General features: G+C 70.5%; 11 protein-coding genes and 1 riboswitch. Of the genes, 5 read left to right on the forward strand and 6 right to left on the reverse strand.

What is annotated here, in order from left to right; all coding sequences use genetic code 11:
- The first annotated feature begins 519 nt into the window (after positions 1–519).
- Positions 520–1,812: a cytochrome P450 gene (locus tag ACFVX4_RS30815; protein ID WP_389983390.1), complete on the forward strand. Its 1,293-nt coding sequence runs from the start codon at positions 520–522 to the stop codon at positions 1,810–1,812.
- 281 nt (positions 1,813–2,093) lie between these two features.
- Positions 2,094–2,969, forward strand: coding sequence for a hypothetical protein (locus ACFVX4_RS30820; RefSeq protein ID WP_389983393.1), 876 nt, complete (start codon positions 2,094–2,096; stop codon positions 2,967–2,969).
- 174 nt (positions 2,970–3,143) lie between these two features.
- On the opposite strand, the gene ACFVX4_RS30825 is transcribed toward ACFVX4_RS30820, so the two are convergent.
- On the reverse strand, positions 3,144–4,373 hold the full coding sequence (locus ACFVX4_RS30825; protein WP_389983396.1) for an amidohydrolase: 1,230 nt from the start codon (positions 4,371–4,373) through the stop codon (positions 3,144–3,146).
- Positions 4,370–5,701, reverse strand: coding sequence for an MFS transporter (locus ACFVX4_RS30830; protein WP_389983399.1), 1,332 nt, complete (start codon positions 5,699–5,701; stop codon positions 4,370–4,372). Before ACFVX4_RS30830 ends, ACFVX4_RS30825 begins: the two co-directional genes overlap by 4 nt.
- Before the next feature lie 206 nt (positions 5,702–5,907).
- On the opposite strand from ACFVX4_RS30830, the gene ACFVX4_RS30835 reads away from it, so the two are divergent.
- Positions 5,908–6,933: an Lrp/AsnC family transcriptional regulator gene (locus tag ACFVX4_RS30835; protein WP_389983402.1), complete on the forward strand. Its 1,026-nt coding sequence runs from the start codon at positions 5,908–5,910 to the stop codon at positions 6,931–6,933.
- Between the two features lie 257 nt (positions 6,934–7,190).
- On the opposite strand, the gene ACFVX4_RS30840 is transcribed toward ACFVX4_RS30835, so the two are convergent.
- The 4 genes from ACFVX4_RS30840 to gcvT all read right to left on the reverse strand — a co-directional run bounded on the left by ACFVX4_RS30840 (position 7,191) and on the right by gcvT (position 11,603).
- Positions 7,191–8,573, reverse strand: coding sequence for an L-serine ammonia-lyase (locus ACFVX4_RS30840; RefSeq protein WP_389983405.1), 1,383 nt, complete (start codon positions 8,571–8,573; stop codon positions 7,191–7,193).
- 152 nt (positions 8,574–8,725) lie between these two features.
- Entirely contained in the window at positions 8,726–9,985 is a 1,260-nt protein-coding gene (gene glyA / locus ACFVX4_RS30845) for a serine hydroxymethyltransferase (RefSeq protein WP_389983407.1), read from the reverse strand.
- A 20-nt stretch (positions 9,986–10,005) separates the two neighbouring features.
- On the reverse strand, positions 10,006–10,383 hold the full coding sequence (gene gcvH / locus ACFVX4_RS30850; protein WP_266357740.1) for a glycine cleavage system protein GcvH: 378 nt from the start codon (positions 10,381–10,383) through the stop codon (positions 10,006–10,008).
- A 92-nt stretch (positions 10,384–10,475) separates the two neighbouring features.
- Positions 10,476–11,603 (reverse strand): glycine cleavage system aminomethyltransferase GcvT, encoded by a 1,128-nt coding sequence (gene gcvT, locus ACFVX4_RS30855; protein WP_385334593.1) that lies wholly within the window; start codon positions 11,601–11,603, stop codon positions 10,476–10,478.
- A 140-nt stretch (positions 11,604–11,743) separates the two neighbouring features.
- A riboswitch (glycine riboswitch) is annotated at positions 11,744–11,841 on the reverse strand.
- Positions 11,842–12,000: 159 nt separating this feature from the next.
- Here gcvT and ACFVX4_RS30860 point away from each other — a divergent pair.
- Complete coding sequence (locus tag ACFVX4_RS30860) at positions 12,001–12,693, forward strand: AAA family ATPase (RefSeq protein WP_389983411.1); 693 nt, start codon at positions 12,001–12,003, stop codon at positions 12,691–12,693.
- A 70-nt stretch (positions 12,694–12,763) separates the two neighbouring features.
- Complete coding sequence (locus ACFVX4_RS30865; RefSeq protein WP_389983414.1) at positions 12,764–13,534, forward strand: enhanced serine sensitivity protein SseB; 771 nt, start codon at positions 12,764–12,766, stop codon at positions 13,532–13,534.
- Positions 13,535–13,548 lie beyond the last annotated feature (14 nt).

Here is a 13,548-nt window from a genome sequence, read left to right on the forward strand (position 1 = left end):
AACAGCTGACGAATCAACGTACCCAGGTCATCACTCGACCCACGCGACTTCGACGACAGATTCGTCAGAACCTGCGCCCCCATGTCGAACTTCATCCAGTCCCCCTGCCGAGCTGAGCGAACAAATGTCTCGCTATGCCTATCAACTTGCCGGGGCCGGAGGCAATTGGGGCCCATGGTGCTGTTGAGAGGCTGTGACAGAGTCACCGATGGGTCCGGCGCGGGCAAGGAGAGCCGAACACGGAGCACCTGACCCGGTCATGGCGGACCGGGAGCCGTTCCGGAGTGGCCGGGCTCCGGCAGATCTTCAGGCGCTCCTGCACGGTGCGCGCACGATCACGGGCCGCGGCTGTCCGATCGCCGCAGGACGGATCTGCTGCCGCCGGGGCGCTGATTGCTCACGCTCTGAGACAGAATGCCGTTTGGCACAAGCCGTGTCGCCGCCGGCCACTATCCACATCCGCGCCTGCTGCACAGCTGTTTCACGTCCGCACCGTGTGTGCGGACCGCGCGACGACTCATGGAGTGCAGATTGACTACGACGTTCCGCTCTCGGATCACCGCCCGGATCGGGCGCAGCTACCTGTCCAGGATCCAGAAGTACGGGATCGGGTCCTCGACGGTCAGGCTGCTCCCCGACGACCTGCTGATGATGCTGCGCAGGGACGGCCTCGACCCGGTGGACAAACTGGCCAGGACCCGGGCGAAGCGGCCGGTGCACAAGGTCTCGCTGCCCTTCGGCATGGACGCCTGGGTGGTCAGCGGCTACGAGGAGTCGAAGGCCGTCCTCGGCTCGGCCGACGGATTCAGCACCGACTTCGCGCACCTCGCGACGAACGCCGGGGTGGCCGCCGAGCAGAGCCCCGGCGGACTCGGGTTCAACGATCCTCCCGTGCACACGCGACTGCGCCGCATCCTGACCCCGGAGTTCACGATGCGCCGGCTGCGGCGTCTGACCCCCAGGATCGATGCCATCGTCGCGGAACGCCTCGACGCGATGGAAGCCGCCCGGGGCCCGGTCGACCTGGTGCAGGAGTTCGCACTGCCGATCCCCTCCCTCACGATCTGCGAGCTGCTCGGCGTGCCGTACGAGGACCGTGACGACTTCCAGCAGCTCGCCATGGACCGCTTCGACCTCTTCGCCGGAACGACCGCGCCCTTCGGCGCGATGTCGGAGTCGCTGGAGTACTTCAGGGGCGTCGTCGAGGCACAGCGCCGGAAGCCGGGCGACGGTCTGCTCGGCATGATCGTGCGGGAGCACGGCGACAACGTCGACGACGAGGAACTCGCGGGCCTCGCCGACGGGGTGCTCACCGGCGGGTTCGAGACGACCGCCAGCACGATCGCCCTCGGCTCCCTCGTGCTGCTGCAGAACGGGGACGTCCTGGAGCGAATACGCAACGACGACGCCATGACCGCCCCCTTCGTCGAGGAGGTGCTGCGCTACCTCTCCGCGGTGCAGATCGCCTTCCCCCGGTTCGCCCGCGAGGACATCGAGATAGGCGGAGTGGTCATTCCCCGGGGCGACATGGTGCTCTGCTCGCTGAGTGCTGCCAACCGCGATGCCGCGTACGTCACGGACGACGGGCGCTTCGACCCGCACCGCACTCCCTCGGCCGGCCATCTCGCCTTCGGCCACGGCATCCACCGCTGCATCGGCGCCGAGCTGGCCCGGATGGAACTGCGCACGGCCTACCCGGCCCTGGCCCGGCGGTTCCCCGGGATGCGGCTCGCCGTCCCGCCCCAGGACCTGGCGTTCCGCAAGCTGTCCATCGTGTACGGCATCGAATCGCTGCCGGTGCACCTGCGCTGAAGCGGGCTCCCGCGCTGAAGCGGGCCCCGCCTGCCTCGCGGCCGTTCCGCAGCACATCCACCCCGCTTCGTAGGAAGGAAACCGGCGTGACTTTCGGGGGACAGAACCCGTACGGCCCGACGTGGCCGCCGAACGGGGGTCAGTCACCGCCACCGGGTGTGCCGCCGCAGCCCGGCCCCCATCCGTACCCGGGGCCGCATCCGAATCCGTACCCGTACCCGTACCCGTACCCGTACCCGTACCCGGGGCCGGGGCCGGGATTTCCGCACCACCCCCCGTACATGCCGCCCCGTTCGCTGTGGCAGCAGTTCCGCGAGGGCGACTGGCCCCCGCTGATGGAACTGCTGCGGCGGCTGCCCGTCCACGGCTGCGCGTGGGCCGCGATCCTGTTCTGCTTCTGGCCCCTGCTCCTGCCGGTCCTGGCCTATCCGCTGGCCCGGTCGGCCCGCAGGCAGGCGCACCTGAGATTCCCTCCGCACACCCACCGCCGCGTCCTGGACCCGCAGGTGACGCGCGTGCAGAAGGTCAGGGCCTGGGCCGCGCTGGTCACGTCGTTCCTGATCCTCGTCGTCTACGGCACGGCGTCGGACTTCGCGGAGATCCAGGAGCAGTACACGTTGCGGCTCGCCGTCACACCGTGGCTGCTGCTCCTCACCACGCCCCTGGTGATCCTGGTCCTGTTCCGGATCGCACCGCCGGCCGAGAGGCCGGGCATGCGGACCCGGCTGCGCCCCGCCGTGCGCTCGGCCCTGTGGTACTTCGCCGCGTTCACGGCGGTGCCCCTGCTCTTCGTGGGGGAGGTGTTCCTCGGCCAGAACTTCGATCACTACCTGTTCGGGCCGCTCATCAGGCTCGCCCTGCTCGCTCCGGTGGTGTGGATGCTGTTCTTCGTCTGCTTCGCCTCCGCGACGGTGGTCCGCACCGTGTTCGGCACCTCCGAGGTGCACGCCGCGCTTCCGGCCCTGCTGACCGGTGTGCTGGTGTGGGAGCTGGCGGTGATCAACCTGGCCATGGCCGGAATGCCGCCGGGCCCGCCGCTCGTCCGGGTCTGCGCCCTGATCGGCGGCCCGGCCTCGGTCTCGGCCGTGGCGTGGTGGGAGATCACCCGCCTGCGCACGAGGTACGGGGTGACATTGCGGGGCCGGCCGGCGCCGTGACGGGCGGCACCCGCGGTCGCGCGGCCGGCGCCAGTACGGAGGAGGGCAGGAGCGGGAAACCTGTCGTGCGGGGGCGTGCGGGGGCGTTCGATGATGTGCACCGCGAGCCCGCCCCGCGCGGTCTCCTTGTACTTTGACGCATGCAGGCCGCTGGGCGAGCCATCGGCAGTCGCACTACTGATGTCCGATTCCACACCGGGATCGGGATCCGCCGCTGCTCAGTCGCCCCTTCACCCCGTCGAGCAGCCGGGCCCGCTGCTCGGGATCGCGTGCAAGCTCCGCTCCGGCCAGCGCCATTGCCGCAGCCCCGTCGAGCACCGCCGAGTCGGCGGAGGGCGACGCTCCATGCTCCGCGAACTCGGCCGTGTGGTGGGCGGCGTCGCCGACCTCGTAGCCGATGGTCGGGTGGATCGCCGGCAGCACTTGTGAAACGTTGCCCATGTCGGTCGACGCGATGTGCTCACCCGCGCGCGACACCGGGATGCGCCCCAGGGCCCTGAGCGCCCGGACATACGCGCCGGTCATGAACTCGTCCTGCCGCAGGTCGGCGAACTCCTCCCCGCACGGAGTGATTTCCAGCTTCGTCCCGGTGGCGAGCGCGCCGGCCTCCAGGCAGGCCCGGACCCGGGCCTGCGCCCGGCGCAGCCGGGTCACCGAGCCGGCCCGGATCTCCACCGCCGCTTGCGTATGCGCGGGAATGACGTTGGGCGCCTGCCCGCCCTCGGTGACGATGAAGGAGACGACCAGCCCCGGCTCGAGCTGCTGCCGCAACAGCCCGACTGCGTGGTAAGCCACCGAGATCGCGTCGAGTGCGTTCGCGCCCTCCCATGGCGCGGTCGCGGCGTGGGAGGGCCGACCGGTGTAGTTTGCGGTCCACTGGGCCATCGCCAGTGAGGAACCGTCGACCTCGTCCTGCCCGCCGGCGTGGACCATCATCGCGGCGGCGACATCGTCGAAAACCCCGGCCCGCAGGAGAAGCGCCTTGCCGCCTCCGGCTTCCTCCGCGGGCGTGCCGATGAGCTTGACGCGGATGCCCAGCTCGTCGGCGACTGCGGCCAGGGCCAGCGCGCCGCCGGTCGCGGCGGCGCCGTTGACGTTGTGCCCGCACGAGTGTCCGATCCCGGGCAGGGCGTCGTACTCGGCGCAGAAGCCGATCGTCAGGTCGCCGGTGCCGCGCGTGGCGGTGAACGCCGTGTCCAGACCGCCGACGCCCCGCTCGACGGCGAACCCGGCGGCCGTGACGAGGTCGGCGATCTTGGCGCAGGACCGATGCTCCGCGAATGCCGGTTCCGGTTCCCGGTGCAGGCTGTGGCTGAGCTCTACGAGCCCGTCGGACCAGCGGTCGACCGCATGCGCGATCGCGGCCGCGATGTCGGCCGGTACGCCGGCGTGTTCGGCGCTCACCGGGACTCCTCCCGCTTGCGGTAGCACAGGCCCAAGCCCGCGCCGACGACCGCGACACCGGCGCATACGGACCACAGCCAGGTGTACGTGTGCAGGGTCACGCCCGCCGAGGTCTGGTGGGCCGACATGATCGCGCCCACGACGGACGCCCCGATTGCCGCGCCGAACGACAGCGCGAGCTCGTTGATGCCCGCCGCCATGGCGGTCTCCTTCTCCGGGACGCACTCGACGCACAGCGCGCGGGTTGAGGCCTGGTAACCGCCGAAGCCGAGGCCGAGCAGTGCGATCGCGGCGAGATACTGCGGCGCCGTCCGGTGCCACGCCAACAGGCTCAGGAACGACGCGGCGATGACGACGCCGGAGAGCGCGAGCGTGTGGCGCTCGCCGAACTTGCGCAGCAGCGTCGCGGTGGAGAGGGAACTGCCGAGGGCGAAGACGTTGAGCGCGAGCGCGACCAGTGCGATCGCCTGCGGCCCGTAGGCCAGACCGAACCCGGCCTTGTCGGGCGAGGAGCCCAGGAAGACGGCGTTCGCGCCGAAGAAACCGATGGTGGAGAACGCCAGGCAGAACGTGACCCCCGAGACGATGGCTACGGGTGGGTTGACCAGCATCCGCAGGTTGACGAGCGGGGTCGCCGCTCGCGCCTCGACAGCGATCCAGGCGGCCAGGGCGAGCAGCCCCCCGGCCAGCGAGCCGACCGTGCGGGCCGAGGTCCAGCCCCAGCTGCCGCCGAGAGAGAGCGCGGCCACCACGCCGACGAGGCCGAGCGCCAGCAGCGCGAACGCTCGCAGCGACAGGCGCTCGCCGGTGGGCGGAGCCCCGTCCGGGAGCAGCAGGCCCGCGATGACGGCCAGGACCGCGAACGGCACCGCAACCCACAGACCCAGGGCCGCGGAGTGCTCGCTGAGCGTGCCCGAGATGACGCCGCCGACGCCCACCGAGGCGGTCAGCGCGCCGACGAGGAGGCCGACCCCGGAGCGGCGGTGCTCCGGTGCCCGGTGCCTCAGGATGCCGATGAGCAGGGGCATGAAGCCGACGACGGCGGCCTGGAGCACGACGCCGACGGAGATCGTGAGCTGGCTCGGCCAGGCCGCCATCAGCAGAGATCCGACGGTGACGAGCGCGATGGACACCCGCAGGAAGAGGCGGTGGCCGTATGTGTCGCCGAGTTTGGCGAGCAGTGGCGTCCACACGGCGAAGGCGAGCTGGGACAGCAGGTAGATCCGGGTCTGTCCCGCGTCGGTGATGCGCAGGGCGCTGCCGAGCGAGGGCAGGAGCGGCGTGAGGTAGCCCTGGGTCACGCCGCTCAGCAGCTCGACGAGGGCCATCGAGCCCAGGAGCACCTTGACGGGAGTGTGCCGCTGTGCGACCGCTTGCTCCCGCTGTGGTGGCTTTGTCCGCATCATTGACCTCGACTTCGATGGCGTTGGGAACCTGGTTACTTGGGCGGCCCGCTCCACACTGTGGGTGACGCGCATCACTCGATTCGTCAACTGGCCCATATTTGACACAACGGGGCGCCAGACTGCCCGATATGAACACTCGCCCCGGGTCGGAACTCGACATCTCGCTCATCGATGCGCTCCAGCTGAACCCTCGCGCTGACTGGGCCGAGCTGGCCGGGGCGCTGTGCCACTCGCCGAAGACGTTGGCCAGAAAGTGGAGTGCGCTGTCCGAGCGCGGCCTGGCCTGGATTGCGATCGGCCCGGGCCCGGCGTTCGTCCGCTACGGGTGTGCGGCGTTCCTGGTTGTCAGTTGCAGGCCGCAGGCCAAGCGCGATGTCGTCGCAGCGCTGATCGCCGAGCCCGCCGTGGTCTCGGTGTCCGCGACGTCGGGCGGGGCGGACTTCCTGGTCGACGCCTTCGCGCCGAGCCTCGACGGCCTGGCCCGACTGCTGAGTGAACGGATCGAGACCATCGGCGGGATCGTCTCTGTGACGACGCTGGTCGCGCTGGCGACCTATCGGGAGGGGTCGCGGTGGCGGGTGCAGGCGCTGGACCTGCAGCAGTCCGCCCTGCTGACACGGCCGCAGGCCGGGGCGCCTCGCAGGTCGGGTCCTTCGCCCGACGATCTCGACCGCCTTCTGCTCGAGGCGCTGTCGCGCGACGGGCGGCTGCCCTGGACGGACCTCGCCGACCGGTGCGGAACGACCGGACCCACTGCTCGGCGCCGCGTAGGGAAGATGATCGATTCCGGCCGGATCGCCCTGCGCTGTGAAGGCGCGAACGCCCTGGTCGGGCCGATCGTCCCGACCACGTTCATGATCTCGGTGCCGCCGGACGAGGTGAACCGGGCCGGCGAGGTGCTCGGCAGAATTCCGAAGTGCCGGGTCCTGGAAGCGATCACCGGACCGTCGAACATGCTGCTGACGATGTGGTTCCGCAGTACCGCCGAGATCGCGCCCTTCGAGGCCGCGCTGGTCCGCGAGCTCCCGTCCGTCGTCATCGCGGACCGATTCGTCAGCCTCCGGACGTACAAGCGGGGTGGCCACATCCTCGATGCGGAGGGGCGGAGCACCGCGTTGATCCCGCCGGCGTCGATCTTTGCCGGGCCGAACTGACCGGGCGGCGGGCGGCGGGCGGTGCTACGGGCACCCTGTAGCGGACGGCCTCGTCCGAGGCGGATGTCGAGGCCCGGGTGGCGAGGCTGTCCGCCCCGGATCACGGGCGATCCAGCTCACCGCTTCCGTGACCCCCCATGCACCGGCGCTGTGGGTGGCGATCGCATCGGTGGCCTGTCTGATCGCGGTACCGGCACTGTTCCGTCAGATCGCGGGTGCGGAGGAACGGGAGCCGCACCCTGATCAGGGCTATTTTCTCAGCACTCGATGATGTTCACCGCGAGCCCGCCCCGCGCGGTCTCCTTGTACTTCACGCTCATGTCCGCACCGGTCTCCTTCATGGTCTTGATGACCTTGTCGAGGGAGACCTTGTGGCTGCCGTCGCCGCGCAGTGCCATCTTCGCCGCCGTGACCGCCTTCACCGCGGCCATGCCGTTGCGCTCGATGCACGGGATCTGGACGAGACCGCCGACCGGGTCGCAGGTCAGGCCGAGGTTGTGTTCCATGCCGATCTCGGCGGCGTTCTCGACCTGTTCGGGAGTGCCACCGAGGACCTCGGCAAGGGCGCCCGCCGCCATGGAGCAGGCGGAGCCGACCTCGCCCTGGCAGCCGACCTCGGCGCCGGAGATGGACGCGTTCTCCTTGAAGAGCATGCCGATGGCCCCGGCGGCGAGGAGGAAGCGGACGACGCCGTCCTCCTTCTCCGCCTCGGTGGCGCCGCCGGCCGCGAAGTTCATGTAGTAGTGCAGCACCGCCGGGATGATGCCCGCGGCGCCGTTGGTGGGCGCGGTGACGACCCGGCCGCCCGCCGCGTTCTCCTCGTTGACCGCCATCGCGTAGAGGGTGATCCACTCCATCGCGTGGGCCTGCGGGTCGCCCTCGGCACGCAGCTGGCGGGCGGTGTTCGCGGCGCGGCGGCGGACCTTGAGACCGCCGGGCAGGATGCCCTCGCGGGACATGCCGCGCGAGACGCAGGCCTGCATGACCCGCCAGATGTCCAGCAGACCCGAGCGGATCTCGTCCTCGGTGCGCCAGGCCCGCTCGTTCTCCAGCATCAGCGAGGAGATGGACAGGCCGGTGTCCTTCGAGAGCCGAAGCAGTTCGTCGCCGGTACGGAAGGGGTACTTCAGCACGGTGTCGTCGAGCACGATCCGGTCCTCGCCCACCGCGTCCTCGTCCACGACGAAGCCGCCGCCGACCGAGTAGTACGTCTTCTCCAGGAGAAGGGCGCCCTCGCGGCCGAAGGCGAAGATCGTCATGCCGTTGGCGTGGTACGGGAGGGCCTTGCGGCGGTGCAGGATCAGCTGCTTGTCGGCGTCGAAGTCGATCTCGTGCATGCCGAGGAGGTTGATCCGGCCCGTGGTGCGGATCTGCTCCACCCGCTCGTCGGCGGACTCCACGTCGACGGTGCGGGGCGATTCGCCCTCCAGGCCGAGCAGGACGGCCTTGGGGGTGCCGTGGCCGTGACCGGTCGCACCGAGCGAGCCGTACAGCTCGGCGCGTATCGAGACGGTGTGGGCGATCAGGCCCTCGTTCTTCAGCCGGCGCGCGAACATGCGGGCGGCGCGCATCGGGCCGACCGTATGGGAGCTGGACGGGCCGATGCCGATCGAGAACAGGTCGAAGACCGAGATGGCCACGGGTGACTCCTCAAGGGTTGGTAGACGTCGTCGTCTGCCGGGTGGTGCGGGACGGACCGGTGGGTACGAAGAGCGCGGGACAAGGGCGGGGGCACCGTGCTCACTCTTCAGTGTGCGCGGTGCCCCCACCCGACGTGCAAACTGCGGGTGACCTACTTGAGGCCGGGGTACAGCGGGAACTTGTCGGCCAGCGCGACGACGCGGGCCTTCAGCGCGTCCGCGTCGTAGGACGGCTTGAGCGCGGCGGCGATGATCTCCGCGACCTCGGTGAAGTCCTCGGCCTGGAAACCGCGGGTCGCCAGGGCCGGCGTACCGATCCGCAGACCCGAGGTGACCATCGGCGGCCGCGGGTCGTTCGGGATGGCGTTCCGGTTGACCGTGATGCCCAGCTCGTGCAGCCGGTCCTCGGCCTGCTGGCCGTCCAGCTCGGAGTTGCGCAGGTCGACGAGGACCAGGTGGACGTCCGTACCGCCGGACAGCACGGAGACACCGACCTCGGTGACGTCCGGCTGGACCAGGCGCTCGGCGAGGATGCGGGCGCCGTCCAGGGTGCGCTGCTGGCGCTCCTTGAACTCCTCGGTCGCCGCGACCTTGAACGAGACCGCCTTGGCCGCGATCACGTGCTCCAGCGGGCCGCCCTGCTGGCCAGGGAAGACCGCCGAGTTGATCTTCTTGGCGAGCTCCTGCGTCGACAGGATGACGCCACCGCGCGGACCGCCGAGGGTCTTGTGCGTGGTGGTCGTGACGACGTGGGCGTGCGGCACCGGGTTGGGGTGCAGACCCGCGGCCACCAGACCGGCGAAGTGCGCCATGTCGACCATCAGGTACGCGCCGACCTCGTCCGCGATGCGGCGGAAGGCGGCGAAGTCCAGCTGACGCGGGTACGCGGACCAGCCGGCGACGATCAGCTTCGGCTTGGACTCCTTGGCCAGACGCTCGACCTCGGCCATGTCCACGACGCCGGTCTCGTCGACGTGGTACGGGATCACGTTGTAGAGCTTGCCGGAGAAGTTGATCTTCATGCCGTGGGTCAGGTGACCGCCGTGGGCGAGGCTCAGGCCCATGATCGTGTCGCCCGGCTTGAGCAGCGCGAACATCGCGGCGGCGTTGGCCTGCGCACCGGAGTGCGGCTGGACGTTCGCGGCCTCGGCGCCGAACAGCGCCTTGATGCGGTCGATGGCGATCTGCTCGACGACATCGACGTGCTCGCAGCCACCGTAGTAGCGGCGGCCGGGGTAGCCCTCGGCGTACTTGTTGGTGAGGACGGAGCCCTGAGCCTCCATGACCGCGACCGGAGCGAAGTTCTCCGAGGCGATCATTTCGAGGGTGGACTGCTGGCGGTGGAGCTCGGCGTCGACAGCGGCGGCGACGTCCGGGTCCAGCTCGTGGAGGGAGGAGTTGAGAAGCGACATCAGGTGGTCCCTTTGGGTCTTTAGTTGCCGGAGAACTCGGTGTACTCGTCGGCGGAGAGCAGGTCCTTCGGCTCCTCCGCCATACGTACCTTGAACAGCCAGCCGCCCTCGAAGGGAGCGGAGTTCACCAGCGACGGGTCGTCCACGACGTCCTGGTTCGCCGCGGTGACCTCTCCGGTCACCGGCGAGTACAGGTCGCTCACCGACTTGGTCGACTCCAGCTCGCCACAGGTCTCGCCCGCGGTCACCGTGTCACCGACCTCGGGGAGCTGGGCGTAGACGACGTCGCCGAGCGCGTTGGCCGCGTACTCGGTGATACCGATCGTGGCCACACCGTCCTCGACGGCCGACAGCCACTCGTGCTCCTTGCTGTAACGCAGCTGCTGGGGGTTGCTCATGACCTGAATTCTCCTGTACGCGGGGGAGTGCTGATGAACGGTGGTCTTACGGTGTGAGACGCGACTGCGTCACTTCTTCGGGGGCGCCGACGTCACTTCTGGCGCTTGTAGAACGGCAGCGCCACGACCTCGTACGGCTCGTGGGTGCCCCGGATGTCCACCCCGACGCCTGCGGTGCCGGGCGTGGCGTGCGCGGCGTCCACGTACGCCATGGCGATCGGCTTGCCCAGAGTGGGCGACGGGGCGCCCGAGGTGACCTCGCCGATGACCTCGGCGCCGGTCCCGCCCACGGCGACGACGGAGAAGCCGGCGCGCGGCACCCGGCGGCCCTCGGCGACCAGCCCGACCAGCTTGCGCGGCGGAGCGGTCTCGGCACGCTCGGCGGCGGCCTCAAGGGCCTTGCGGCCGACGAAGTCGCCCTCCTTCTCGAACTTCACGACCCGGCCGAGACCGGCGTCGAACGGGGTCAGTGCCGTGGTCAGCTCGTGTCCGTACAGCGGCATGCCCGCCTCCAGGCGCAGCGTGTCGCGGCAGGAGAGCCCGCACGGGATCAGGCCCCGGGAGGCGCCCGCCTCGGTCAGCGCCTTCCACAGCTGCTCGGCGTGGACGGGGGCGACGAACAGCTCGAAGCCGTCCTCACCGGTGTAGCCGGTACGGGCGATCAGCGCGGGGACCCCGGCGACCGTGCCGGGCAGTCCGGCGTAGTACTTCAGGCCGTCCAGGTCGGCGTCGGTGACGGCGGCGAGGATCGCGGGGGACTCGGGACCCTGGACGGCGAGCAGCGCGTACGCGTCGCGGTCGTCGCGGACCTCGGCGTCGAAGCCCTCGGCCCGCGCGGTCAGCGCGTCCAGCACGATCTGGGCGTTGCCCGCGTTGGCGACGACCATGTACTCCGTCTCGCCGAGCCGGTAGACGATCAGGTCGTCCAGGATGCCGCCGTCCTCGGCGCAGATCATGGTGTAGCGCGCGCGGCCCACGGAGACGGTGCCGATGTTGCCGACCAGCGCGAAGTTCAGGAGCGCCACGGCCCCGGGGCCGGTGACGGTGATCTCGCCCATGTGCGAGAGGTCGAAGAGGCCGGCCTTCGTGCGCACGGCGTTGTGCTCGTCGCGCTCACTGGCGTAGCGCAGCGGCATGTCCCAGCCCGCGAAGTCGGTCATCGTGGCGCCCAGCGAGCGATGCAGGGCATCGAGGGCGGTGAGACGGGGGGCGGTGCTCATGGATATGGCTCCCAGGGCATGACGACGAGGACGATCCCTCCCCATCTGTCATCGGAACCTGAGAGGTTCGCCGAGAGCCCCGGAAGGGTTCGGCTTGCACCTTGGGTGGAGCCGCGCAGCGGCCCGCTTTTCAGATCTGCCTCATCCACGCGGTACGGGGCCTGAGAGATTCAAGGGAGGAACTTGCTCCTTCGGCGCCCGGCACATGCAGTGACCGGAACTCTCCCGCGCGGATTCGAACGGCCTTTATGCAGTTGGCCGGGTCATCATCGCACGCATCGCGCCGGAGTGGGGCCTCGGTCCCCCACCGGAAATCAGCGGCGTGGACGGTTGTGCCGCATTACCTTTTCTTTACACTTCAGGGGCATACGTGGGGTGAGCCGACAGGGGGAGGGCGATGACGTTGCAGCGGTACGCGACGACCGCGGGGGTCGCGCACGGCGCGATGCCCGCACAGCCGGGGGCTCCGGTGAGGGAGGCGCCAGGCGCGCACGCGCCCGTCGTGCGGGATCTCCGGGAGCGGTCCGGGCGCAGCCCGCGCGGCCTGCGCTTCGCGGCCGGTGACGTGGTGGTGGTCTCCGGGCTGCCCGGCAGCGGCAAGTCGACGCTCATCCGGCGGGCGGTGACGACGGCCCACGCCATCGACTCCCAGGACACCCGTGACCGCTGGGCGCGGGTCATGCCCCGCTTACTTCCCTACGCCCTCTACCGCCCGCTCGTCCGCGCCGCCCACTACTGGGGGCTCTGGCGGGTGCTGCGTTCCGGGGAGTCCGCCGTCGTCCACGACTGCGGAACACAGGCATGGGTGCGCGGCTGGCTGGCCCGTGACGCGCGGCGCCGGGGCCGGGTCCTGCACCTCGTTCTGCTCGACGTCACGCCGCAGACGGCCAGGGAGGGCCAGCGCGAGCGCGGACGCGGCGTATCGGGATACGCCTTCGCCCGGCACCGCAGGGCGGTGGGCAGGCTGCTGAGGGCGGCCGAGACGGGCCTGCTGCCGCCCGGCTGCGCCTCGGCGGTGCTGCTGGACCGGGAGGCGGCGGGGAGGCTCGGCCGGATCACCTTCGCGGACGGGCGGCTCGGGGCCGGGTAGCCGGGGCCGGGGCAGCCGTCGGGGCGGGCGTTAATCTTCTGCCGGAAAGCTTGGGCGAGAAGGGGAAGCAGTGGACGTTCCGGCACAGGTCCAGTCCCATCCGCAGGGCGGATGGCCGGCCAATGAGCTCGAAGAAGTGCTGATGGCCTCGGTGGGCATCCCGGAGGCGGGCGGACGGCTCGTCGAGGTGCTCGGACGCAGCCATGTCTGGGTGCCCCTGCCCAATGGCGGCGGACCCGACTCGGCGGACCTGGACCTGCCGACGATGGAGATCGAGGGCGCTCCGTACGTCCCCGTGTTCAGCTCCGAACAGCAGTTCCTCACCTGCGTCGGTACCCAGATGTCCTTCACCGTCGCGCCCGCCCGCGACTTCGCCCGAGGGCTGCCGCCGCAGCTCGGCATGGCCGTGAACCCGGGCGGCGCGGTCGGGATGCCGCTGCCGCCCCCCGCCGTGGCCGAGCTCTGCCGGGCCGGACGCACCCCGCTGGACGGGCCGGCCAGCGGCGGCAGGGTCCGGCTGTACGAACCGGACTGGAGGGAGGAGCCCGTCGACTTCCTCGCCGCGGCGGCCGGGGAGTTCGAGGAGAGCGGTGTCGTGCTCTCCGCCCGCCGGGCGCTGGCCAGCATCGAGGGCGGCGACCCCGTCCTCTTCATCGGCGTCGAGTTCTCCACCTGGGAAGGCGCGGGGCGCAATGCCCCGATGGACGCCCTCGGCCGTGCTCTGGGCCGGGTCGAGGTGCCCTGGGTGGTCAATCTCGTCCTGCTCGATGTGGCACAGGACCCGGTCGGCGACTGGATACGGGAGAAGATCCAGCCGTTCTACCAGCGGGCGGGCCAGTAGCCCCGGCGCGGCGC

The organism is Streptomyces sp. NPDC058240, assembly GCF_042882135.1.
Lineage (GTDB): Bacteria > Actinomycetota > Actinomycetes > Streptomycetales > Streptomycetaceae > Streptomyces.

Bases quoted from the DNA above. Each gene is read 5' to 3' on its own strand.
- ACFVX4_RS30820 (WP_389983393.1), top strand. From the start codon at position 2,094: ATGCCGCCCCGTTCGCTGTGGCAGCAGTTCCGCGAGGGCGACTGGCCC.
- ACFVX4_RS30860 (WP_389983411.1), top strand. From the start codon at position 12,001: ATGACGTTGCAGCGGTACGCGACGACCGCGGGGGTCGCGCACGGCGCG.
- glyA (WP_389983407.1), bottom strand. From the start codon at position 9,985: ATGTCGCTTCTCAACTCCTCCCTCCACGAGCTGGACCCGGACGTCGCC.
- gcvT (WP_385334593.1), bottom strand. From the start codon at position 11,603: ATGAGCACCGCCCCCCGTCTCACCGCCCTCGATGCCCTGCATCGCTCG.
- gcvH (WP_266357740.1), bottom strand. From the start codon at position 10,383: ATGAGCAACCCCCAGCAGCTGCGTTACAGCAAGGAGCACGAGTGGCTG.
- ACFVX4_RS30815 (WP_389983390.1), top strand. From the start codon at position 520: ATGGAGTGCAGATTGACTACGACGTTCCGCTCTCGGATCACCGCCCGG.
- ACFVX4_RS30835 (WP_389983402.1), top strand. From the start codon at position 5,908: ATGAACACTCGCCCCGGGTCGGAACTCGACATCTCGCTCATCGATGCG.
- ACFVX4_RS30830 (WP_389983399.1), bottom strand. From the start codon at position 5,701: ATGGCCCTCGTCGAGCTGCTGAGCGGCGTGACCCAGGGCTACCTCACG.